General features: G+C 34.6%; 27 protein-coding genes. 2 read left to right on the top strand and 25 right to left on the bottom strand.

Going from position 1 to position 20,253, the window contains the following annotated elements; genetic code table 11:
• Positions 1-64 precede the first annotated feature (64 nt).
• Entirely contained in the window at positions 65-919 is an 855-nt protein-coding gene (locus tag PGH12_RS14460) for an alpha/beta hydrolase (RefSeq protein WP_267596172.1), read from the top strand.
• A gap of 212 nt (positions 920-1,131) precedes the next feature.
• On the opposite strand, the gene PGH12_RS14455 is transcribed toward PGH12_RS14460, so the two are convergent.
• The 11 genes from PGH12_RS14455 to PGH12_RS14405 form a co-directional block, all read right to left on the bottom strand.
• Positions 1,132-2,889 carry a discoidin domain-containing protein gene (locus PGH12_RS14455; RefSeq protein WP_267596173.1) on the bottom strand — a complete coding sequence of 586 codons (1,758 nt, stop codon included), beginning with the start codon at positions 2,887-2,889 and terminating at the stop codon, positions 1,132-1,134.
• A 116-nt stretch (positions 2,890-3,005) separates the two neighbouring features.
• A complete protein-coding gene (gene ctlX, locus PGH12_RS14450) occupies positions 3,006-3,929 on the bottom strand; it encodes a citrulline utilization hydrolase CtlX (RefSeq protein WP_267596174.1) in 924 nt (307 codons plus the stop codon).
• Between the two features lie 59 nt (positions 3,930-3,988).
• A complete protein-coding gene (locus tag PGH12_RS14445) occupies positions 3,989-4,903 on the bottom strand; it encodes a dimethylarginine dimethylaminohydrolase family protein (RefSeq protein ID WP_267596175.1) in 915 nt (304 codons plus the stop codon).
• Between the two features lie 470 nt (positions 4,904-5,373).
• A complete protein-coding gene (locus PGH12_RS14440) occupies positions 5,374-6,660 on the bottom strand; it encodes a citrate synthase (RefSeq protein WP_267596176.1) in 1,287 nt (428 codons plus the stop codon).
• Positions 6,661-6,741: 81 nt separating this feature from the next.
• The gene (gene eno / locus PGH12_RS14435; protein ID WP_267596177.1) at positions 6,742-8,034 is read right to left on the bottom strand and encodes a phosphopyruvate hydratase; all 1,293 of its coding nucleotides are present in this window, start codon (positions 8,032-8,034) and stop codon (positions 6,742-6,744) included.
• Between the two features lie 200 nt (positions 8,035-8,234).
• Positions 8,235-8,801, bottom strand: a complete 567-nt coding sequence (locus tag PGH12_RS14430) for a hypothetical protein (protein WP_267596178.1) — start codon at positions 8,799-8,801, stop codon at positions 8,235-8,237.
• Positions 8,798-9,001: a hypothetical protein gene (locus PGH12_RS14425; RefSeq protein ID WP_267596179.1), complete on the bottom strand. Its 204-nt coding sequence runs from the start codon at positions 8,999-9,001 to the stop codon at positions 8,798-8,800. The genes PGH12_RS14430 and PGH12_RS14425 overlap by 4 nt, the downstream gene beginning before the upstream one ends.
• 25 nt (positions 9,002-9,026) lie before the next feature.
• Entirely contained in the window at positions 9,027-9,353 is a 327-nt protein-coding gene (locus PGH12_RS14420) for a phosphatase PAP2 family protein (protein WP_267596180.1), read from the bottom strand.
• Between the two features lie 132 nt (positions 9,354-9,485).
• A complete protein-coding gene (locus tag PGH12_RS14415; protein ID WP_267596181.1) occupies positions 9,486-10,274 on the bottom strand; it encodes a sensor histidine kinase in 789 nt (262 codons plus the stop codon).
• A 571-nt stretch (positions 10,275-10,845) separates the two neighbouring features.
• The gene (locus PGH12_RS14410) at positions 10,846-11,439 is read right to left on the bottom strand and encodes a hypothetical protein (protein WP_267596182.1); all 594 of its coding nucleotides are present in this window, start codon (positions 11,437-11,439) and stop codon (positions 10,846-10,848) included.
• A gap of 5 nt (positions 11,440-11,444) precedes the next feature.
• Positions 11,445-12,092 carry a response regulator transcription factor gene (locus PGH12_RS14405; RefSeq protein WP_267596183.1) on the bottom strand — a complete coding sequence of 216 codons (648 nt, stop codon included), beginning with the start codon at positions 12,090-12,092 and terminating at the stop codon, positions 11,445-11,447.
• 165 nt (positions 12,093-12,257) lie between these two features.
• On the opposite strand from PGH12_RS14405, the gene PGH12_RS14400 reads away from it, so the two are divergent.
• Positions 12,258-12,683: a hypothetical protein gene (locus tag PGH12_RS14400; RefSeq protein WP_267596184.1), complete on the top strand. Its 426-nt coding sequence runs from the start codon at positions 12,258-12,260 to the stop codon at positions 12,681-12,683.
• A gap of 56 nt (positions 12,684-12,739) precedes the next feature.
• Here PGH12_RS14400 and rplQ read toward each other — a convergent pair whose 3' ends face one another.
• The 14 genes from rplQ to rpsH form a co-directional block, all read right to left on the bottom strand.
• Positions 12,740-13,258: a 50S ribosomal protein L17 gene (gene rplQ, locus PGH12_RS14395; RefSeq protein ID WP_267596185.1), complete on the bottom strand. Its 519-nt coding sequence runs from the start codon at positions 13,256-13,258 to the stop codon at positions 12,740-12,742.
• 6 nt (positions 13,259-13,264) lie between these two features.
• Positions 13,265-14,260, bottom strand: coding sequence for a DNA-directed RNA polymerase subunit alpha (locus PGH12_RS14390; RefSeq protein WP_267596186.1), 996 nt, complete (start codon positions 14,258-14,260; stop codon positions 13,265-13,267).
• A gap of 33 nt (positions 14,261-14,293) precedes the next feature.
• A complete protein-coding gene (rpsD, locus tag PGH12_RS14385) occupies positions 14,294-14,902 on the bottom strand; it encodes a 30S ribosomal protein S4 (protein WP_162087518.1) in 609 nt (202 codons plus the stop codon).
• A 19-nt stretch (positions 14,903-14,921) separates the two neighbouring features.
• Positions 14,922-15,311: a 30S ribosomal protein S11 gene (gene rpsK / locus PGH12_RS14380; protein ID WP_129535100.1), complete on the bottom strand. Its 390-nt coding sequence runs from the start codon at positions 15,309-15,311 to the stop codon at positions 14,922-14,924.
• Positions 15,312-15,323: 12 nt separating this feature from the next.
• On the bottom strand, positions 15,324-15,701 hold the full coding sequence (gene rpsM, locus PGH12_RS14375; protein ID WP_050378498.1) for a 30S ribosomal protein S13: 378 nt from the start codon (positions 15,699-15,701) through the stop codon (positions 15,324-15,326).
• A gap of 3 nt (positions 15,702-15,704) precedes the next feature.
• On the bottom strand, positions 15,705-15,821 hold the full coding sequence (gene rpmJ, locus PGH12_RS14370; RefSeq protein WP_007839480.1) for a 50S ribosomal protein L36: 117 nt from the start codon (positions 15,819-15,821) through the stop codon (positions 15,705-15,707).
• A 111-nt stretch (positions 15,822-15,932) separates the two neighbouring features.
• On the bottom strand, positions 15,933-16,148 hold the full coding sequence (infA, locus tag PGH12_RS14365) for a translation initiation factor IF-1 (RefSeq protein WP_034684855.1): 216 nt from the start codon (positions 16,146-16,148) through the stop codon (positions 15,933-15,935).
• A gap of 3 nt (positions 16,149-16,151) precedes the next feature.
• Entirely contained in the window at positions 16,152-17,531 is a 1,380-nt protein-coding gene (gene secY / locus PGH12_RS14360) for a preprotein translocase subunit SecY (protein WP_267596198.1), read from the bottom strand.
• An 8-nt stretch (positions 17,532-17,539) separates the two neighbouring features.
• Positions 17,540-17,989: a 50S ribosomal protein L15 gene (gene rplO, locus PGH12_RS14355; RefSeq protein WP_267596199.1), complete on the bottom strand. Its 450-nt coding sequence runs from the start codon at positions 17,987-17,989 to the stop codon at positions 17,540-17,542.
• A gap of 19 nt (positions 17,990-18,008) precedes the next feature.
• Positions 18,009-18,185, bottom strand: a complete 177-nt coding sequence (gene rpmD, locus PGH12_RS14350; RefSeq protein WP_267596200.1) for a 50S ribosomal protein L30 — start codon at positions 18,183-18,185, stop codon at positions 18,009-18,011.
• A gap of 10 nt (positions 18,186-18,195) precedes the next feature.
• The gene (gene rpsE / locus PGH12_RS14345; protein ID WP_267596201.1) at positions 18,196-18,717 is read right to left on the bottom strand and encodes a 30S ribosomal protein S5; all 522 of its coding nucleotides are present in this window, start codon (positions 18,715-18,717) and stop codon (positions 18,196-18,198) included.
• A gap of 19 nt (positions 18,718-18,736) precedes the next feature.
• Complete coding sequence (rplR, locus tag PGH12_RS14340; protein WP_047442251.1) at positions 18,737-19,090, bottom strand: 50S ribosomal protein L18; 354 nt, start codon at positions 19,088-19,090, stop codon at positions 18,737-18,739.
• A 14-nt stretch (positions 19,091-19,104) separates the two neighbouring features.
• The gene (gene rplF, locus PGH12_RS14335) at positions 19,105-19,650 is read right to left on the bottom strand and encodes a 50S ribosomal protein L6 (RefSeq protein ID WP_267596204.1); all 546 of its coding nucleotides are present in this window, start codon (positions 19,648-19,650) and stop codon (positions 19,105-19,107) included.
• Positions 19,651-19,667: 17 nt separating this feature from the next.
• Complete coding sequence (gene rpsH / locus PGH12_RS14330; RefSeq protein ID WP_047442253.1) at positions 19,668-20,066, bottom strand: 30S ribosomal protein S8; 399 nt, start codon at positions 20,064-20,066, stop codon at positions 19,668-19,670.
• Between the last annotated feature and the right edge of the window lie 187 nt (positions 20,067-20,253).

Raw genomic sequence — 20,253 nt, 5'->3', positions numbered from 1 at the left:
TTCATATATTATTTTGTAAGAGAAGCCTGCCGGGAAACCGGTGGGTTTTTCTATCTTTAGGAGTATGAATAAATTTATTGGAATTCTTTTATTGATCTTAATACTTTCGGGATGTGAAGAAAAAACCGTGCATCTGGGGAGAGATATTTCGTTTGATAAAGAGGAAAATGTTACTTATGGCGATCATTCTCAACAAAAATTAGATCTTTATATTCCGAAAAACAAAGATTCTGTGGAAGGAATATTTGTAATGATTCATGGTGGCGGATGGAGAGCAGGAGATAAATCTAACCTTACATTTTTCACATTATCGTTAATGGAGAAGCTTCCGGATTATGCTTTTGCCAACATTAATTATCGTTTGGCAGATTCAAACTCTTTTGTTCTTCCCAATCAGACAGACGATATTGATCGTGTACTTGGTTTTTTGGCTAAAAAGTTTGGTCCAAAAAAGAAATTTATTTTACTCGGAAACAGTGCAGGAGCTCATCTATCAATGTTATATGGATACAATTCTTTATTTGATTTAAAATATCATAACAAAATCAAAGCGGTTGTCAATATTGTTGGTCCTGCAGATTTACTGCATCATGATTTTGCCAATTATTCCGATTATGCTTTTCTCGAAAAACATATGATTGACATGAAAACTCCCACTCCTACAGATCTTACCAACAGAGATGTACCCAATCCTGTTTATTGGATCAACGAAAAATCACCACCCACTATTTCTTTTTACGGAAATAACGATCAGGTTGTCCCTTTTTCACAAAAAAGCATTTTAGATTCAGCTCTGAATAAAAATGGAATTTATAATCAGTCTTTTGAATTTCCCGGTGGACATCTCGATTGGGACAATGAAAAAAATAAACCATTTGTTATTAATAAAATTCAAGAATTTTTAAAGCAAATTAAATAAAAAAACGCCTTGGAAATCTCCAAAGCGTTATATTTATTAAGTTCCTTTCTTTAGTTTTTTTAAAACTTTTTACAAATTCGGAATAAACTTTTTTTTAAGATTAATGAATAAAGTTAAATCATCTAAGAATTTGGCGCCAAATTAAGCAGTACCCTTCCGAATTATTTTATAGTTCAACTTAAAAACTTATCCGACTTAATGGTTCAAATAAATCATTCAGACTTCACCACTTCCGTTCTCTCAGAAATTCCATTTGCATTAAAAGCTTCTATCTGGAAATAATAAGAATCAACTCGGTCTGCACCTGTAAAGAAATACTCGTTTTTACCATAAACCATAATGCTTCCGTATAGTTTGTCCGGAGATTTTCCCCAATAAATAACATAGCCATCGGCATCTGAATTCTGCTGCCACTTCATCCAGATGCTTCTTCTTTCACCATATTTTTTAGGATCAGCTCTCAACGGAACAAAATTATGCACTTTCGCAGGTTTTGCTCCAGCTCCTTTTCCGAAAACTCTAAATCCGCTTAACGCAAACTTTCCTGTCGGCATTTTCAGATTTTCTATTTTTAAATATCTTGCTTCGGCGGGTTTTTCCAGCTCAACATAATCGTGAGGAACGTCTTTGGTGTTCTTGCTTTTGTCAACAATCACTTTCCATTTTTTTCCATCATTAGATCCATAGATCTTGTACTGATGCATCTTCCCCAAAGTTTTTCCCATAAATTCTACATCCTGATCTGCATAATTGACCTGAATTGCATTGATGGTAGAAATTTCACCTAAGTCTGTCTGAAACCATTCTCCCGAATTTCCGGTTTTTGCACTCCAGTATGTTTTAATATCTTCATCTACTGCATAGTTCGAATGATAACCTCCTAAAGTTGATGAAACCTGAACGGGTTTATTGTAATTCAGCAACATCCAATCGGTGAAAAGTCCTTTCGAGAAATCTTTCCCTTGTGCAAACTGCGGCAGCAAAGTAGGATAATCGCCGTAAGCAGTGTTGGTATACATCACATCATCTTTATCAAAACCTGCAGGCCAGATACCTAAACGTCTTTCGAAGTTGTTTTTTGTAGAAATAAAAATCGTTGAAACGTGCCACCAATTTTTAAAATTATCTTCAAATGTTGCGCCGTGTCCTGCTCCTCTTGCAAAACCTCCGGGTTTATAAGAAAACGGATTGTGCTGTTGATATTCGTAGCCTTCCAACGGATTTTTTGAAACATAAACTCCGTCAGAATAACCACTAAATTCTGTGGCCGGCGCGCCGTACTGCATGTAATATTTATCTTTATACTTTGTAACCCAAGCTCCTTCTACAAAAGGCTGCAAGAAAACATTATCATTATATTCACCAAATCTTTCCCAACCGTGATCTTCAGGTTTTAATCTTAAAATTGGCTTTACAAAACCTTCAGACTGCAGGTTTTTTACTTTCACTTCTGTTCCTAAAAGCGGCCATTCATTGCTTGATCCCCAATATAGATACAGTTTATTTTTATCTTCATCATAATGAAATGCAGGATCCCAAGCTCCTACCTTCAAAGTATCAACGGCAATTTTCCAGTCGTCTTGGGTTGGGTTTGTCGATTTCCAGATCGGGAAATCAGATTCCCATGTTGAACCGTAAACATATAATGTATCCTTCATCGCCCACACTGCGGGAGCATTCAGATCGTGTGTATATTTGTTATCTCTTAGAAATTTTCTTTTAACAAATTTCCAGTCTAGCATATTATCGCTGTGCCAATATCCTTCCTGATTCGTTGAGAATAAAAACAGTTTTTTCTGAAAATTAACAATTACCGGATCTGCTGTTGCACGATGTTTTCCCTGTTTAGAAAAAACTTCAAATGGTGTGTAACCATAATCGATATTGATCGGGTTGCAATAAGTTTTTTGCTGGGCATTCATCGACAAACTCAGCAGAATAGCTAAACTCAAGTATATTTTTTTGATCATGATCATCCTTATCTTTTACAAATTTAATTATTTTTTTAACGGGCGATTCATAGTATGTAAATAAAAAACTTCTGACTCTACTAAAAGTCAGAAGCATTATTTTTAAATTAAATCGATTATTTTTTAGGTAAAAACACTTCAGCCAACATACATCTCGCACTACCTCCACCATTGACTTCAATAGTATTTAAATCTGAATAGATGATTTCGCAGTATTTTTCGATATTTGAAACTTGATCAGCATTTAAAGAATGATAAGCAGTCTGGCTCATTACCAAAAACTTTTCGCCATCCCTATTCTGAACCTGAAGCATATTTCCGGCAAACTGCTGCATCTGATTTTCTGTAATCTCAATGATTTCTTTTCCTGAATTTTTAATTGTTTCGACTACTTTGCTTCTTTCAAGTTCATTATCAATACAATCCAGGCAAATTACGACAAATTGGTCTGCGACGCACATCATGACATTGGTATGATAAATCGGAAGTCTTTCTGAACCTACGTTTTGAAAAGAATGAAAAACAATCGGCTCAAAACCGTATTTTTTACAAAATTCTCTGAACAGATTTTCGTCTAATCGTAAAGAAACCGATCCGTAAGCGATTTTATTGTCATGATCGAAAATCATACTTCCTGTTCCTTCCAAAAAATGTCCCTGAATTTCAGGTAAAGACCAATCGTCGATTTCAGTAACTTCAAAACCTTGGTTTTTAATGCTTTCAATAATATCTTCTCTTCGTTCAACTCTTCTGTTGGAAGCGAACATAGGATATAAAACTATTTTACCGTCGTTGTGAAAACTTACCCAGTTATTCGGAAAAATAGAATCCGGAGTATGAGGATCTATTGTATCTTGTATTGTGATGACATTCACACCTTTACTCTTTAGTTTTTCAACAAAAATTTTGAATTCTGCCAAAGCTTTTGACTGAATATCTGCACCTTTCTGCTCTATCTGAAAGTAGTTGTTCTCTGCTGTTTCTGCATTATAACCGAACGCAATCGGCTCTATCATTAATACTGTATCTGTTGTCTGCATTGTATTATATTTAAAAATTAAATGATTGGAAAATTAAAAAAATCACAATCATAATACGATCACTCTCTTACCAAAGGCATTGTAGAACAACGTAAAAGACCTCCCATTTTCGAAATTTCTCTGTACGGTATTTCTTCAACTGTCATTCCCCACTCGTTTCTGAGGTGATTATTCATCCTTGTAAATGAACTGTCTGAAACAACAACTTCCGGGGAAATTGAAAAAATATTCGGAAACATTTCGAACATTTCTTCGTCATTTACATGAAAGCAGTTTTCTTCTCCGAAAATATCAATGATCAAACTGTAATCGCTTTCGTCAACAAACCCATTTTTATAAACAATGCATTTGTCGTTGCCAATCGGATTGAATGTACAGTCTAAATGCAAAATTCCCTGATAAGGTTCACGGTCATTTTTCTTTAGTTCAAAATCAAGTATCCTTTTCTTGGGAAAGTATTCCTTTAGTATTTCGATGGCGTACTCGTTAGTTCGTGCAGTTTTATAATTTCTGTAATCTTCTGAAAAACAAGTTCCTATGAAAATAAAATCATTCCAGACAATAACGTCACCTCCTTCAATATGTGCAGTATCAGGAAGATTTATGATGTCTCGCCATTTTACCTTTTCAAAAATTGAGCGGTAAGCATCCTGCTCGTCTGCACGGTCAGCGATCACATTAGAGATTATCATTTTATCTTCAATCACAAATGAAACGTCTCTGGCAAAAACCTGATTGTAATCTTTAATGATGCTTGGGCGAAGAACTTCAACATCATATTTTTTCAGTACTTTCTCAAAATCTTCCATTTCATTGATGATGTCTTTCTCTTTCGGATAGATATTATGCTGAATGGAATGGTATGACTTCGCATCATAACTTTCTTCTAATGTAGGATCTGGCCCCATTGAATTGGGTTGCCCGAGAACGACTGATTTTAATCTGCCTGTTTCGTTTTTAATATTTAGTTTCATAAAAATACTTCTAATGTATCTGCTTTATTTAAGCATTCGTTACATAGCATGAGCCACAAATATAATGAAACGCGCTCGAAGTCAAAAATTTAATTTTTAATAAAAATAAGATCACTAATTACTGTTATTTCAAATGTAAGTATTGCAAAATATCCGCAAATTTTAGTTACAGATCAAGTGTTTTAGTATGTAAATTAAGCATCTATTTTTAAAACTAAACGATAAAACTATTAAAGTAATAATGACCAATCTTGCTATCATTTAGAATAAATTCCTTCTGGCCTTTCATTTTGGTTTACCGAAAAACATATTCTAAGTACTACATTAAAGGACAGTTTATTTTAATATTTGAATTATTTGAATAAAGCAACAACTGCTAAAGATTGTCAGTTAACAGCGTAATTTATCTCATATAAGTCACAAAAAAATCCCAAAGTAAACTTTGGGATTTTTAAATATTTAAAATAAGATTATCTGTTTGCAATATCAATATAATCTCTTTTTTGAGCTCCTTGGTAAACCTGTCTTGGTCTTCCGATAGGATCTCCTTTCAGTCTCATTTCTTTCCACTGAGCGATCCATCCAGGTAGTCTTCCCAATGCGAACATTACGGTAAACATTTCTGTAGGAATCCCTAATGCTCTGTAAATAATTCCAGAATAGAAATCTACATTTGGATATAATTTTCTTTCGATGAAATATTCGTCTTCCAAAGCCACTTTTTCTAACTGCATTGCAATTTCCAACGCTTTGTCTTCGATTCCTAACGCAAGTAACAAATCATCAGCAGCTTTTTTGATGATTTTTGCTCTAGGGTCAAAGTTTTTGTAAACTCTGTGTCCGAAGCCCATCAAACGGAAGCTGTCGTTTTTATCTTTTGCTTTAGCAACCCATTTATTAACGTCTCCGCCATCTTTTTCAATTAATTCAAGCATTTCGATTACTGCCTGGTTTGCACCACCGTGAAGCGGACCCCAAAGTGCAGAAATACCCGCAGAAACTGAAGCAAAAAGACCTGTATGAGCAGAACCAACCATTCTTACAGTAGATGTAGAACAGTTTTGCTCATGATCAGCATGAAGAATTAATAATTTATCTAAAGCATCAACAACTACAGGGTTGATTTCGAATTCTTCGTTCGGTTGTCTGAATGACATTTTGTAGAAATTCTCTACATAATTAAGACTGTTATCACCGTGGTTAAGCGGTAAGCCTAGAGTTTTTCTGTAAGTCCAAGCTGCAAGATGAGCAAATTTAGCAATCAATAATTCTGCAGCCAGATCCATCTCTTCTTTTGAGTTTACATTAACAGCTTTAGGATTAAAAGCCGTCAAAGCAGAAGTAAGAGAAGACAAAACTCCCATTGGGTGGGCAGAACGAGGGAATGCATCGATGATTTTTTTCATCTCCTCTGCTACGAAATTATATTTTTTAATATTACCGTTGAAGGTATTGAATTGCTCTGTTGTAGGTAAATCGCCGTGCAACAAAAGATACATTACTTCAGTGAAATTTGATTTTTCAGCTATCTGCTCGATAGGATAACCTCTGTAGAATAATTCTCCCTGGTCACCATCAAGATAAGTAATCTCGCTTAATGTAGCACCTGTATTTTTGTACCCTAAATCTAAGGTAATAAGACCCGTTTGGTCTCTTAATTTTGAAATATCTATTCCTCTGTCTCCGATTGTACTATCTACGATAGGATATTCATACGAATTACCGTCATAATTCAATATAACTTTGTTGTCTGACATTATATATATTTTATTTAAATTTCTTAAAAATACACAAAAAACAGCAATACTAAAAAAGTTTGCTGTTTTTTTTATTTTATTTTATCTTTTTATTTTAAAGGCGTCTAATCCAGGGAAATATGCAGTCTCACCCAACGCTTCTTCTATCCTGATTAATTGATTGTATTTCGCCATTCTGTCTGATCTTGATGCAGAACCGGTTTTGATCTGGCCACAATTCATCGCTACTGCCAAATCAGCAATCGTAGAATCTTCAGTTTCACCTGATCTGTGAGACATTACTGAGGTAAACTTATTGTGCTGAGCCATTTGTACTGCCGCCATTGTTTCAGAAAGAGAACCAATTTGATTTACTTTTACTAAAATTGAATTTGCAATTCCTTCGTCTACTCCTCTTTTCAATCTCTCAACATTGGTTACAAATAAATCGTCACCAACCAATTGTACTCTGTCGCCGATTTTATCAGTTAACATTTTCCAACCTTCCCAGTCATTTTCCTGCATACCGTCTTCGATAGAGATGATTGGGTATTTATTTGCCAATTCAGCTAAATAAGATACCTGCTCGCTGCTTGAGAACTGAGCTGCATCAGGAGTCTGGAATTTTCTGTAATCGTAAATTCCATCCTTATAAAATTCTGAAGCTGCACAATCTAATGCGATCATCACATCGTCTCCCGGTTTGTAACCAGCTTTTTCGATTGCCTGAAGTAAAGTATCTAAAGCATCTTCGGTTCCTTTGAAAGTTGGCGCAAAACCACCTTCGTCACCTACTGCAGTAGACAAACCTCTAGAATGAAGAATCGCTTTAAGGTTGTGGAAGATCTCAGTTCCTTTTCTCAATGCGTGAGAAAAAGAATCTGCTTTTACCGGCATTACCATAAATTCCTGGAAAGCAATCGGCGCATCTGAGTGAGATCCACCGTTGATTACATTCATCATCGGAACAGGAAGTGTATTTGCATTTACACCACCAATGTATTTGTATAACGGCATTTTTAGTTCAGCAGCAGCAGCTTTTGCAGCAGCTAAAGAAACACCAAGAATTGCATTAGCACCAATATTTCCTTTATTTTTGGTTCCGTCTAAATCGATCATGATCTGATCTAAAAGATTCTGATCATAAACCGGAAGACCCACCAATTCAGGAGCGATTACTTCTCTTACATTTTCTACAGCTTTGGAAACACCTTTTCCCATCCACTCAGAACCACCATCACGCAATTCTACTGCTTCATGTTCTCCGGTAGATGCTCCAGAAGGTACTGCAGCACGACCCATCGCGCCACTTTCTGTAAATACATCAACTTCAACTGTAGGATTTCCTCTTGAATCCAAAATCTGTCTTGCTTCTATGTAAGAAATGTAACTCATTTTTTGTTTATTTATAGTTCAGACAAATTTAATGAAAAAATAAGTTTTTGCATTATACTGTAGATTTTAATTGATAGTTTGAAAGTTAAATTTTAGTTAATTTTAATAATCTTATTGCTATATGTAAACGCTCTTTGATGATTTACATACATAAAAATCTCCATTTTACATGGAGATCGAGTATTAAATGAAAATTGTTACTATTTACTTTTATAATATATTGCTTTATCTTCAGGCGACAGCGTTTTAAACTCCTGAATTTTTTTCAATTCTTTCTCGGCTTTTAATGCTTCATTTCCTGCTTCTACAGCCTCAGATTGCTTTATACTTGTAATAGCCTTAACGACTCCGTCGAAACTATTCCAATAGCGCTCGTCCAGACATTGAGATTTAAAATTAACACAATGTTCTTCTAATCTATACAATGCATCTCTAAGCATGTTGACCTGGGCAGTTCTTTCTCCTAACTTAGTTAGTGTTTCAGTTATTTTTGTCATTTGGTCAACAGAAACATTCTTTTTCTCATCCAGGTTGGCCGCAATTTTACTGGTAATTTCTGTAGCTTTTGCTATTGCTGCATCCGGCTGCACCTCAGAAAGAATCGTGTTGATCTCTCCGTCTTTATTGATGCTTAATACAGTACCCCTTCTCATCGCATCGTACGACATCTGATAATTTGTATTTTCTAACTTTTCTAATGTTGCTTTGTGAAAAGCACCACAAGAAGTAAGTGTCACTATGATAGCTGATAAAAGTAGATTTTTCATAAGAATTTATTATATATGATGTTGTTATTTCTAATCCATGCATTACTTTTTTCAAGTACTTTCGTTATTGCACTGAATTTTTCAAAATTTAAATTTTCAATAGATCTTGGTTCCGCATCTTCAAGATCCAAAATAATTTTTCCAACATTAGAACTGGTATTCCATTCTAAGATGTAGCTGAGGATTTTAGTTTCGTTCATGATTGATAATTTTTTTTAGTTAGTATTATTTATTGGGTGATGGAGCCAGAAGGCCGGCTAAAGCACTTATTGCTCCGGAAGAAATTGTAGCAAAAATGGTTATCAGTTGACTGTCTGGATTTCTGCGATCCCAAAACGCAAGGAGTATTAATCCTACTATAATTGCAATGATAGACAAGCCAAGCATCAAAACAATAATTCTGTATATCCAGGAATCTGTCTCTTTCGGATTTTTAACCTCAAAATTGTTCAGTGCCTTTATCGGATCTGTCTGAAATTCCTGTTGCAGTTCAATGCTGTTGCTTAATGTTTTTTTAAAGTCTTCAAAACTGTTATTAATTGTAGTTTTCATGGTTATCAGTTTTTAATTCATACTTCAAATTTCTGACAATCAACAAAGCAAGTCAATTACACAAATGGGTGATTTTCAATAAAAAAGTCAGCACCATTTTCATGATGCTGACTTTATGTTTTAACAATAATTTTAAACACTGATCTTACAGTAAACAGATGTTCCTTTTTCCCCGGATATTATTTCAAAACTGCCAGAGGATTCTTTCATCCGCCTTTCCATATTCCGAAGGCCGTTGCCACAAACATTTTCTTTCCTAAATCCTTTACCATTATCCGCGATTTCCATGATGAATAAACCGTCATTCAATCTAAACGAAATTTCTAGTTGATTACCGCCCGAATACTTATACGCGTTATTGAGTGACTCTTTGAGACAAAGAAACATATTTCTTCTAAGTTCTGTAGATATTGGGAGAACGGGGTTTTTCACATCGTTTACAAACTTTAATTCCAACTCTGTCTTCTTCAAAAAGCCTTCCGCATAAATTTTAGAATAATCTACAAAGCTTTGGACGGTATCATTTTCAGAATGTAAACTCCAAAGCATTTCGCGCATAGAAATATTCATTTCTTCGGAAGTTTTCAGAAGTTCGCTGATATCCGTTTTCAAATCTTCATCTTCAGCCTTTTGTTTCAGAAATTCTGCCTGAAGTTTTATTGCGGAAATCCCTGCCCCAAGATCATCGTGCATATCGTGAGAAATTCGTTCACGCTCTTTTTCTATTGATTTTTGCTTTTCGAGTTCTTTTTGGAGGAGTTGGTTTTGGTATTCTGATTCTTGGAGTTGTTTTTCTTTTATGTATAACAGTTGTTTTTTGTTGTACATAAGAATTATAAAAATTATGAAGCCAATAAAAAATATCATCACAATCATTGCAATGGTATATGTAAGTTTTATTTCAAAAGGAAGTTCTTTCATTGTTTACAACAAAGTCCTTTTAAAAATATTAAATAGCTTAAAATAACCATAGATTGATAAATTATATTAATTGTATTTTCTAAAAAATTTATGTCTTCATGTGCAAAAAAATAGGATGGTAATATTCGAAATATATAAACGCAGCTCCACAATAACAAGCTTGTACTGATCCAAAAGTTTAATTTCTTGTAAATTGGTACTTCATTTGTGCTTTTCACTTGTCTATAAAACCAGTTTGCAGTTACTAATATATACACAGACGCTTGAATGATTACTAAGTTTTGTCTTTCATTTATAAATAAATAACCAACTATAAGTAAAATAAGAGTGACAAATATTAATTCACTTTTTTTTAAAAATTCTATCAGATAATACCAACAAAAAAATACCGTATAAAGTACATTTAACCAATCATAATTATTTCTATTTAAAATTTCAAAGTAAATCAATAATTCTGAAATAAAAGCGACTATAAAATAAATCCCCAAATATTTACACCTTGCGACTTCATTTATAAAAGATAAAACAAGGCAAAAAAATAGTATAACTAAATAAATTTCGTACATACCTATTAAGGGTGGGGATCGAAGGTATCAAAGCACATTTTTACATTATTTCCTGAGTCTATATATTTCATTACCAAACTCACTCTATTCTCTCTACGAGGCTCTCCTTTTGAATTACAAATCGAAAGGCAAAACTCTGCACGATGATGTGATGCGTCATTAAATTCATTAAGATCGCTAACCGGAATTACAATAAAATCAGGACAGCTAAGGTTTTTCACATCAACAAGTAGATTAGTTTTATGATCATTTTTAAATTTAGCAACTGCATCTTGAAAGTTTATTACTACGTTCGGAGTTTTATTTACATAGCAATAAGTTTCATCTTGATGGTGATACGCAAGATCAATCCCATTTCCATCATCTATAAAATGAATCTCCAGGTCTCTTTTTCTTCCTTTAAGATCTTTCATCAATTCCTTAGTCAAAGTAAATACTTTTTCTTTATAATTAGGGAATCGAGTATCGAAGGATGTTATCATATCATCTCCCTTGCTACAATCTATTGGTGCTCTTAAAGCAAAGAATATATCTCCTTTTTTAAATTCTGTGAGAGTGTATCCACTTTCAATTAGTTGTAATAACTTATTTTTTTCCATAATTCTTAGTTTTTAAAATGGTTAAATTTATTAATAGCTTCCACTTTGTTATTTACATGAAGCTTTCTGTAGATGTTTCCTACGTGTTTTTTTACGGTATCTATACTGATAAATATTTTATCTGCAATTTCTTTGTATAAAAGTCCCTGAGATAATAGTTCTACAATTTCGGTTTCACGTTTTGTAAGCTCTTCGAAATTTTTAACTTCAATTATTTTCCTTTCAAAATGAGTTAAAACTCTTCTTGCAATTGAAAAACTCATAGGAGCACCACCATTATAAACATCCCGGATTGATGTTAGAATTTTATCCATACTTTCGCCTTTGATTAAATATCCCATTGCACCGGCTTTTAGGGAATTAAATATCATTTCGTCATTTTCAAAGCTTGTACACATGATAAATTGAGTATTTGGCATCTTCATTTTCAACTTTACAATAATGTCAATGCCAAGCATATCCTGAAGTTGGATATCCATCATCACAACATCGGGAGAATAATCTGATAAACTTTTGAGCGCAGTATTTCCGTCAAAGAACTGTGCGATTACCTTCATATCTGTTTGGTAATCGACCACTTTCTTCAACGCATTGTTGTAGTTCTTTTCGTCTTCTACTATGGCTATAGAAATGCTCATGTCTGATGATTTCATTAGAACAAAATTCAACAGAAAACAAGGGAAAAACAATTACACTTTTGTGTAATTTTTAAAATTCGAGTTTTCAGGTATTGGTTTGTTTTTAGTTTTTATTAAATTTAACGAAATTTCTGTATACAGAAGATTAATTTCGAATTAATAATTTTCAAAAAATAATAAATGAAAAAAGAAATACTGATAGTTGTATCATTTGTCGCTTTATTCTTAAGTAGTTGCGACAAAAAAAGTGGGAACAAAGGTGTCATAAATAGTGATTCATCTGAAAACGTAATCCTTGCAGACAACGGAAAGATAGATTCTACCGTCGGCTATAATGTTGATATTAATGGTAAAAAAAGCATTAAGACAGATTATGTTTATAAAGCTACCGACGGAGCTTTAGTAAAAGTTGTTTATAACTACGATCCCGAAGCGAGCAATGTTACTATCACGAGTAATAAAAAAACATTTATCCTTGATAAAGTAAAATCTACCGGAACTGAAACTACTTATGAAAAAGGTGAAATGAAAGCCACTGCAAAAGGTGACAGTTTGATTTTACATCAAGGAGAAAACATCATAGAGTTGGTAAAAACAAAAATATAAAGACACAAAAAAACCGCTCAGTTTTCTGAGCGGTTTTTTATATATCTGAATGAAAATTATTCACCAGCTTTTTCTTCAGTAGAATCAGTTGTTTCTGCCTTAGGCTCTTCAACTTTTTCTTCTACTGCAGGAGCTTCAACAGCTACTTTTGCAGTAGAAGCAGATCTTCTACTTCTTCTTGTCGTCTTTTTCTCCTCAGCATTAGGATTATAAAGCTCATTAAAATCAACTAACTCAATAAGAGCAGTATCTGCAGCATCACCTTGTCTGAAACCAGTCTTGATGATTCTCGTATAACCACCGTTTCTTTCAGCGATTTTCGGAGCTACAGTTCTGAAAAGTTCAGTAACCGCTTCTTTACTTTGAAGATATGAAAAAACAATTCTTCTGTTGTGTGTAGTATCTTCTTTTGCTTTAGTTAATAGAGGTTCAACATATACTCTTAAAGCTTTCGCTTTAGCTACAGTAGTGTTGATTCTTTTATGCTCAATTAGAGAACAAGCCATATTAGAAAGTAACGCGCTTCTGTGAGAAGCTGTTCTTCCTAAGTGATTGAATTTTTTACCGTGTCTCATTATTATTTAATTATCAGCGTCTAATTTATATTTTGCAACGTCGAAACCGAAGTTAAGACCTTTTGAATGCACTAATTCTTCTAGTTCTGTCAAAGATTTTTTACCAAAATTTCTGAATTTCATCAAATCAGACTTACTGTAAGAAACCAATTCTCCCAATGTTTCAACTTCAGCAGCTTTCAAGCAGTTAAGGGCTCTTACAGAAAGATCCATATCTGCTAATTTAGACTTAAGAAGTTGTCTAGTGTGAAGAGTTTCTTCATCGTATTGGATAGATGCTTTTACAGCTTCAGTTTCCAAAGTGATCCTCTCATCAGAGAATAACATGAAGTGATAAATCAATATCTTTGAAGCTTCAGTTAAAGCATTCTGAGGGCTTATAGAACCATCAGTTTCAATATCTAATACTAATTTTTCGTAGTCTGTCTTTTGCTCTACACGATAATTTTCAATGCTGTACTGCACTTTTTTAATTGGCGTAAAAATAGAATCGATAGCAATAGTACCTACAGGCGCATTGTTTGTCTTGTTAAGATCAGAAGGTACATACCCTCTTCCCTTTTCTATATTAAACGTAATTTCGAAAGTTACATCTGAGTTTAGGTTACAGATCATCAATTCTGGATTAAGAATCTCAAAACCGCTGATCGACTTCCCTAAATCTCCAGCAGTAATTACAGTTTGACCGGAAACTTTGGCAACAACCTGCTCATTTGTCTGGTTTTCTGCCGTAGCTTTTAATCTCACCTGCTTAAGGTTAAGAATAATTTCGGTAACGTCTTCTATTACTCCCGGAATCGTTGAAAATTCGTGCTCTACACCTTCTATTTTGATAGATGAAATAGCATATCCTTCCAGAGAAGAAAGCAACACTCTTCTCAAAGCATTACCGATTGTAAGCCCGAAACCTGGTTCTAAAGGTCTGAATTCGAATTGACCTTTAAATTCATCAGAGTTAAGTAGAATTACTTTATCGGGTTTTATGAATTGTAAAATTGCCATATTATTGGGTTGAGCAAAAATTTGATTAAAAAATTATTTAGAGTAAAGTTCGACGATAAGCTGTTCCTTGATGTCTTCCGGAATTTGGATTCTCTCTGGAGCAGATACGAAAGTACCTTGCTTTTTCTCATCGTTGAATTGTAACCACTCGTAATTTGCTTTAGAAGCTAAAGAATCAGTAATTACTTCAAGAGATTTTGATTTCTCTCTTACAGCGATTACATCACCTGCTTTTACCAAATAAGAAGGAATGTTAAGGATCTCACCATTCACTGTGATGTGTCTGTGAGAAGTCAACTGTCTTGCTCCAGCTCTAGTTTTAGCAAAACCTAATCTGTAAACAACGTTATCCAATCTTGATTCGCAAAGCTGTAATAATACTTCACCTGTTACACCTTTACTTCTGTGTGCTTTTTCAAATAAGTTAGCAAACTGTCTTTCTAAAATACCATAAGTATATTTAGCTTTTTGCTTTTCCATTAACTGGACAGCGTATTCAGATTTCTTTGCTCCTCTTCTTTTGTTAACACCATGTTGTCCTGGCGGTTGGTTTTTTCTTTTTTCGAAGTTCTTATCGTCTCCGTAGATTGCAGCTCCAAACTTTCTAGCAATCTTAGTTTTTGGTCCAATATATCTTGCCATAATGGGTAAATTCTAAAAATTAAACTCTTCTTCTTTTTGGTGGTCTACATCCATTGTGCGGCATAGGAGTAACGTCAATAATTTCGCTCACCTCGATACCTGAATTGTGAATAGTTCTGATAGCAGATTCTCTACCTGCACCTGGACCCTTCACATACACCTTTACTCTTCTTAAACCAGCTTCGTGAGCTACGTTAGAGCAATTCTCAGCTGCCATTTGAGCAGCAAAAGGAGTGTTCTTTTTAGAACCTCTGAAACCCATTTTACCGGCAGATGCCCAAGAGATAACCTCTCCGTTTTTATTTGTTAAAGAAATGATGATGTTATTGAAAGAAGCTTGAATATGCGCTTCACCAATAGCTTCAACTTTTACTTTTCTTTTTTTAACTACTTTACTTTGTTTTGCCATAATTCCTAACGATTATTTACTTGCTTTTTTCTTGTTAGCAACTGTTTTTCTCTTTCCTTTACGGGTTCTCGAGTTGTTTTTCGTTCTCTGGCCTCTTAAAGGTAGTCCTAGTCTGTGACGTATTCCTCGTTGGCATCCTATGTCCATTAATCGCTTAATGTTCAATTGCACTTCAGATCTAAGCTCACCTTCCACTTTAATGTTTTCAGTGATGTAATTTCTGATTGCAGCCAATTCATCGTCATTCCATTCGTTGACTTTCTTATCTTCGCTGATACCGGCGTTCTTAAGGATTTCTGAAGAAGTACTTCTTCCAATTCCGTAGATGTAAGTTAAACCGATAACACCTCTTTTGTTTTTTGGTAAATCAATACCTGAAATTCTCGCCATAATTTAGCCTTGTCTTTGTTTAAATTTTGGGTTCTTCTTGTTGATTACAAATAGAACGCCTTTTCTGCGAACGATTTTGCAATCAGCACTTCTTTTTTTAATTGATGCTCTAACTTTCATTTGAAATATTTAATTTTTTTCTAAATCAAAGCTCTCTCACGATATCCTTTGAAATATATTTATTTTTAACAATAGCCAAATGGAGATCAGAAGATTCCATTTGGCGGTTGTTTAATATCTAAATGTAATTCTCCCTTTTGTTAAATCGTAGGGAGACATTTCTAGTTTTACCTTATCACCAGGTAAAAGTTTAATATAATGCATTCTCATTTTACCAGAAATATGAGCGATAAGTATATGCCCATTTTCTAGCTCTACACGGAACTGCGCGTTCGAAAGTGCTTCCGTAATAACGCCATCCTGTTCAATATGTTTCTGTTTTGCCATAAATTAATATCCAGTCGATCTTGATAATTTAGACTGCATTAAGCCATCATAATGATGATTCAGCAGATAAGTGTTAATCTGTTGAACAGTATCTAGTACCACCCCAACCATAATTAGCAACGAAGTTCCCCCAAAAAATAAGGCGAACGCATCTGTCTGAACAAGACTTCCATGCACTATTGCTGGAAGGACTGCAAAGATAGATAAAAATATTGCACCTGGCAAGGTAATTTTTGATAAAATGTCATCTAAGTAATCAGCTGTCTCTTTACCAGGTCTTACCTTTGGTACCAAACCTCCGTTTCTCTTTAAATCATCAGCCATTTGGTTTACCGGAATTGTAATTGCGGTATAGAAAAATGAAAAGATAATAATTAATAGCGCAAACAATACATTGTACTGCCAGCTAAAAACATTCTTGAAACCTGCAAGAAAAGTGTTCGACTCATCAAATTTTGTCAATAAGCCGGGTACAAACATCAATGCCTGAGCAAAAATGATTGGCATTACACCAGCTGCATTTACTTTCAATGGAATCCACTGTCTTGCTCCCTGCATAAGATTTTTATTTACACCTCCTCTTGCCTGAGCTCTGCTTACATACTGAATAGGTATTTTTCTTACAGCAACAGATAATACCACCGCTAAAAGAACCACCAACATCCAGAATATCACTTCAATCAAAATCATGATTGATCCTAAACCTCCTTTTCCGTTCTGTACAGCAATTTCCTGTACGAATGCTTCTGGTAATCTAGATAAAATACCTACCATAATAAGGATAGAAATACCATTTCCAATACCTTTATCGGTAATTTTTTCACCTAGCCACATCGCAAATACAGAACCTGCCACCAAGATTACAATACTTGGGAACCAGAACATAAATGAGTTTGGATCGATAAGATATGCAGACTGGAATTGAGCATATGGTAAAAACAGCTGAGTAATAGATGTTAAATAAGAAGGCGCCTGTACAAGACAAACTCCAATTGTTAACCATCTGGTAATCTGATTTAATGTGTTTCTACCGGACTCTCCGTCTTTTTGAAGCTTCTGAAGATAAGGAATTGCCATCCCCATCAACTGAACAATAATAGAAGCAGAAATGTAAGGCATGATACCTAACGCCATTACTGAAGCGTGACTAAATGCACCTCCTGTAAACGACGAAAGCAAGCCAAGGAGACCTGCTCCTTGCTTGTTACCGCCTTGATCTTTATAATGCTCTAAGAGATCTCCCACTTCTGCAAGATTAATTGCAGGTAAAGAGATGAAAGATGCGAATCTATACACAAGGATAATACCCAAAGTAAAGAGAATTTTATCTCTAAGTTCTTTAAGGCTCCAAATATTCTTAAGGGTTTGTATAAATTCTTTCATTAGTGTTATTATAAGGTAATTGCTTTTCCACCTACTTTAGAGATAAGCTCTTCAGCAGATTTAGTGAATTTGTCAGCAGAAATTGAAACCGCAGATTTCAATTCTCCTCTACCCATAATTTTCACTATTTCGTTCTTAGTAGCCAAACCGTTTTGTACCAAAACTTCTTTTGTAATATCTCCTGTTAAAGATTTAGTATCAATTAAGTTTTGAATATCATCCAGGTTGATTGCTCTATATTCTTTTCTGTTTACGTTTTTGAAACCGAATTTAGGTAATCTTCTTTGTAAAGGCATCTGTCCACCTTCGAAACCGATCTTCTGAGAATAACCAGCTCTTGCTTTCTGACCCTTGTGACCTTTAGTAGATGTACCACCTCTTCCACTACCTTGCCCTCTACCAATTCTTTTTGAACTAAAAGTAGAACCTGCAGCAGGTCTTATGTTGTTTAAATTCATTTTAAAATTATTTTAAAAATTATTTTTGAACTTCAAGTAAGTGACTAACTGCAGCTACCATTCCTAAAATAGAAGGAGTAGCTTCGTGCTCTACAACTTGGTGAAGTTTCTTAAATCCTAATGCTTCAAGCGTTCTCTTTTGGGTTTTTGTTCTACCAATAGCGCTTCTTACTTGTTTTACTTTAATTGTTGCCATTGTATAATTATTAACCGTTAAACACTTTACTTAGAGAAACTCCTCTCATTCTTGCAATTTCTTCTGGTCTTCTAATGTCTAACAATGCTTTGAAAGTTGCCTTTACCACATTATGAGGGTTTGAAGATCCTTTAGATTTTGAAAGGATATCATGAATACCAGCAGACTCCAATACCGCTCTTACTGCACCACCGGCAATAAGACCTGTACCGTGAGAAGCAGGTCTCAAGAAGATATCTGCACCACCGTATCTAGCAGTTGTCTGGTGAGGAATTGTGTGATTCATTACAGGAACTTTTACTAAGTTTTTCTTAGCATCTTCTACAGCCTTAGCAATAGCAGAAGCAACTTCCTTAGATTTTCCCAAACCAAAACCGATAGTTCCAGCTTCGTCTCCTACAACAACAATTGCAGAAAATCCGAAAGCTCTACCTCCTTTAGTTACTTTTGTTACCCTGTTTACGGATACGAGACGATCTTTTAATTCTAATCCTCCCGGTTTTACTCTTTCTATATTATCTAGTCCTAACATATTTTCCGAAATTTAATGATTAGAATTTAAGTCCTCCTTCTCTCGCACCATCAGCTAGAGCCTTAACTCTACCGTGATATACGAAACCGTTTCTATCAAATACAATAGCTTCAATTCCAGCAGCAATAGCTTTAGCAGCAATAGCTTTACCTACAGCAGCAGAAATTTCACTTTTAGTACCTTTAGCATCTACACCTTTTTCTCTCGAAGAAGCTGAAGCCAAAGTTTTACCATCTTTATCGTCTATTAACTGAGCGTAAATTTCCTTATTACTCTTGTATACAGATAATCTTGGCAATTCAGAAGATCCAGAGATTTTCCCTCTTACTCTTCTTTTGATTCTTATTCTTTTTTCTAATTTACTTAGTGCCATTTTCTTAAAATTTATTAAGCAGATTTACCAGCTTTACGTCTAACATTTTCTCCTACGAATCTTACACCTTTTCCTTTGTATGGCTCAGGCTTTCTGAACGAACGGATCTTTGCAGAAACCATTCCTAGAAGTTGCTTGTCATGAGACGTTAAAGTAATAATTGGGTTTTTACCTTTTTCAGTCAATGTATCGATAATTACTTCTTTTGGAAGTTCTAAAACGATACCGTGAGAGAAACCTAAAGCTAACTCAAGTTTTTGACCTGAGTGAGAAGCTCTGTATCCTACTCCCACTAGTTCCAACTTTTTAGTGAAACCTTCAGCAGTTCCAATAATCATGTTGTTGATCAACGCTCGGTACAAACCGTGAAGCGCTCTGTGTTGTTTAGAATCAGACGGTCTGCTGAATGTAAGCACACCATCTTCTTGTTCTAAAGTAATTCCGTCTGTAAGCTCCTGAGTAAGTTCTCCTTTAGGACCTTTTACAGTTACAACGCCATCTTTTTCAGAGACAGTAACTCCAGCTGGAATTGTTATAATTGCTTTACCAATTCTTGACATTTTCCTTTGATTAAAAATTAATAAACATAGCAGATTACTTCACCGCCTACTTTTTCTTCTCTAGCTTTCTTATCTGTCATTACTCCTCTAGAAGTTGAGATAATTGCTACACCCAAACCGTTCAATACTCTTGGAAGTTCCGCAGAACCTTTGTATTGTCTTAGACCTGGTCTTGAAGCTCTCTGGATAGATTTGATTGCAGGCTTGTTTGTTTGCTTGTCATACTTAAGAGCGATCTTGATTGTCCCTTGAACAGCGTTATCTTCAAACTTATAGTTTAAGATATACCCTTGATCAAATAAGATTTTCGTAAGCTCCTTTTTGATTTTCGATGCAGGAATTTCCACCACCTTGTGGCCTGCGCTTTGTGCGTTCCTTACTCTTGTTAGGAAATCTGAAATTGGATCTGTTACCATTTCTTTGTTTTAAATTATTGGTTAATGACAATCAGTATTGCAAAGACTTGAAGATTAAAGACTATATGGTTCCGAATCTCTCTTCACCTAATCTCTTTATCCTCAGTATCTCAACAACTTAATTGTCACTTTGATTTTTTTTAACTTCATTTTATTCTAATAAACATAGCTAAAACGAAGATTAGTC

It is taken from the genome of Chryseobacterium sp. CY350, assembly GCF_027945075.1.
GTDB lineage: Bacteria > Bacteroidota > Bacteroidia > Flavobacteriales > Weeksellaceae > Chryseobacterium.
This window is presented reverse-complemented; position numbering and strand designations above follow the sequence as displayed.

Bases quoted from the DNA above. Each gene is read 5' to 3' on its own strand.
- PGH12_RS14460 (WP_267596172.1), top strand. From the start codon at position 65: ATGAATAAATTTATTGGAATTCTTTTATTGATCTTAATACTTTCGGGA.
- PGH12_RS14455 (WP_267596173.1), bottom strand. From the start codon at position 2,889: ATGATCAAAAAAATATACTTGAGTTTAGCTATTCTGCTGAGTTTGTCG.
- ctlX (WP_267596174.1), bottom strand. From the start codon at position 3,929: ATGCAGACAACAGATACAGTATTAATGATAGAGCCGATTGCGTTCGGT.
- PGH12_RS14445 (WP_267596175.1), bottom strand. From the start codon at position 4,903: ATGAAACTAAATATTAAAAACGAAACAGGCAGATTAAAATCAGTCGTT.
- PGH12_RS14440 (WP_267596176.1), bottom strand. From the start codon at position 6,660: ATGTCAGACAACAAAGTTATATTGAATTATGACGGTAATTCGTATGAA.
- eno (WP_267596177.1), bottom strand. From the start codon at position 8,034: ATGAGTTACATTTCTTACATAGAAGCAAGACAGATTTTGGATTCAAGA.
- PGH12_RS14430 (WP_267596178.1), bottom strand. From the start codon at position 8,801: ATGAAAAATCTACTTTTATCAGCTATCATAGTGACACTTACTTCTTGT.
- PGH12_RS14425 (WP_267596179.1), bottom strand. From the start codon at position 9,001: ATGAACGAAACTAAAATCCTCAGCTACATCTTAGAATGGAATACCAGT.
- PGH12_RS14420 (WP_267596180.1), bottom strand. From the start codon at position 9,353: ATGAAAACTACAATTAATAACAGTTTTGAAGACTTTAAAAAAACATTA.
- PGH12_RS14415 (WP_267596181.1), bottom strand. From the start codon at position 10,274: ATGAAAGAACTTCCTTTTGAAATAAAACTTACATATACCATTGCAATG.
- PGH12_RS14410 (WP_267596182.1), bottom strand. From the start codon at position 11,439: ATGGAAAAAAATAAGTTATTACAACTAATTGAAAGTGGATACACTCTC.
- PGH12_RS14405 (WP_267596183.1), bottom strand. From the start codon at position 12,092: ATGAAATCATCAGACATGAGCATTTCTATAGCCATAGTAGAAGACGAA.
- PGH12_RS14400 (WP_267596184.1), top strand. From the start codon at position 12,258: ATGAAAAAAGAAATACTGATAGTTGTATCATTTGTCGCTTTATTCTTA.
- rplQ (WP_267596185.1), bottom strand. From the start codon at position 13,258: ATGAGACACGGTAAAAAATTCAATCACTTAGGAAGAACAGCTTCTCAC.
- PGH12_RS14390 (WP_267596186.1), bottom strand. From the start codon at position 14,260: ATGGCAATTTTACAATTCATAAAACCCGATAAAGTAATTCTACTTAAC.
- rpsD (WP_162087518.1), bottom strand. From the start codon at position 14,902: ATGGCAAGATATATTGGACCAAAAACTAAGATTGCTAGAAAGTTTGGA.
- rpsK (WP_129535100.1), bottom strand. From the start codon at position 15,311: ATGGCAAAACAAAGTAAAGTAGTTAAAAAAAGAAAAGTAAAAGTTGAA.
- rpsM (WP_050378498.1), bottom strand. From the start codon at position 15,701: ATGGCGAGAATTTCAGGTATTGATTTACCAAAAAACAAAAGAGGTGTT.
- rpmJ (WP_007839480.1), bottom strand. From the start codon at position 15,821: ATGAAAGTTAGAGCATCAATTAAAAAAAGAAGTGCTGATTGCAAAATC.
- infA (WP_034684855.1), bottom strand. From the start codon at position 16,148: ATGGCAAAACAGAAACATATTGAACAGGATGGCGTTATTACGGAAGCA.
- secY (WP_267596198.1), bottom strand. From the start codon at position 17,531: ATGAAAGAATTTATACAAACCCTTAAGAATATTTGGAGCCTTAAAGAA.
- rplO (WP_267596199.1), bottom strand. From the start codon at position 17,989: ATGAATTTAAACAACATAAGACCTGCTGCAGGTTCTACTTTTAGTTCA.
- rpmD (WP_267596200.1), bottom strand. From the start codon at position 18,185: ATGGCAACAATTAAAGTAAAACAAGTAAGAAGCGCTATTGGTAGAACA.
- rpsE (WP_267596201.1), bottom strand. From the start codon at position 18,717: ATGTTAGGACTAGATAATATAGAAAGAGTAAAACCGGGAGGATTAGAA.
- rplR (WP_047442251.1), bottom strand. From the start codon at position 19,090: ATGGCACTAAGTAAATTAGAAAAAAGAATAAGAATCAAAAGAAGAGTA.
- rplF (WP_267596204.1), bottom strand. From the start codon at position 19,650: ATGTCAAGAATTGGTAAAGCAATTATAACAATTCCAGCTGGAGTTACT.
- rpsH (WP_047442253.1), bottom strand. From the start codon at position 20,066: ATGGTAACAGATCCAATTTCAGATTTCCTAACAAGAGTAAGGAACGCA.